Raw genomic sequence first — 953 nt, 5'->3', positions numbered from 1 at the left:
AAACTTTTTCTTTTTGTCGCAATGTTTTAAAGTTTATAAAAACTAACTGATTAATGCTATTCTTATTGCTAGAAATAACAATAAATCAAGGGGTATAATTTGTTAATAGGCTTGGTGTTATGTCAAAATATCAGCGATGAGATTGCTTTTTGGTTGTTTTAGAAATGAAATAATGAGCTCAAATATTGATGAATGAAACGGAAGGTTTAAATTGAAAATATTAATTCCAGATGACTATCAAAAAGCCACTCTAACATTACAGTCTATTACAAAATTAATGAAATCGCATGAAGTGCTGGTTATAAATAATTTAGCTAAAGAATGTAATTTAGAAGATAAGCTCAAAGAGATAGATATTCTTATCTTAATTAGAGAGCGGACTATAGTTGATAGAAATCTTCTCCTGAAACTGCCAAATTTAAAATTAATCTGCCAAACAGGCCCTATAGGTTCACATATTGATATAGAAGCTTGTAGAGACTTAGGAATTGAAATATTAGACGGTGGTGGAGATCCAACTTCTGCTGCTGAATTTGCCTGGCTCTTAATTATGTCTGCGCGTAGAAAACTCTATAAATCTGTGTCTGATATGAAAAAAGGACGCTGGCAAACAACATTTGGCAACCAAATGAAAGGGGCTACTCTTGGAATATTCGGGTTTGGGCGTATTGGTAAAATGGTTGCTCAATATGCTCAAGCTTTTGGCATGTCCATTTTAGTTTATGGGAGCGAGCGTTCAACGCAAGAAGCAAAAAATTTAGGTTATCATTTTACGCATTCAAAAGATGAATTTTTTACACGTCCTGATATTATATCCGTACATTTACGTTTAAGCGATAAAACCAGAGAAATCATAAAATTAGATGATCTATTGAGCATGAAACCACATGCTATTTTTGTTAACACAGCGCGTTCAGCTTTGGTTGAAAAAGGGGCGATAGAAAAAATACTAA

At 33.1% G+C, this 953-nt stretch carries 1 protein-coding gene; it reads left to right on the top strand.

Annotated elements, in window-relative coordinates:
* Positions 1 to 211: 211 nt before the first annotated feature.
* The coding region (locus ACFIL8_RS11100) for an NAD(P)-dependent oxidoreductase (RefSeq protein ID WP_375689848.1) at positions 212 to 953 on the top strand (742 nt) is incomplete at its 3' end.

The organism is Bartonella sp. AP57NXGY (genome assembly GCF_042195805.1).
In the GTDB taxonomy this organism is placed as follows: Bacteria; Pseudomonadota; Alphaproteobacteria; order Rhizobiales; family Rhizobiaceae; genus Bartonella.
The sequence above is the reverse complement of the archived record's forward strand: the minus strand, read 5'-3'. Positions and strand labels throughout refer to the sequence as shown.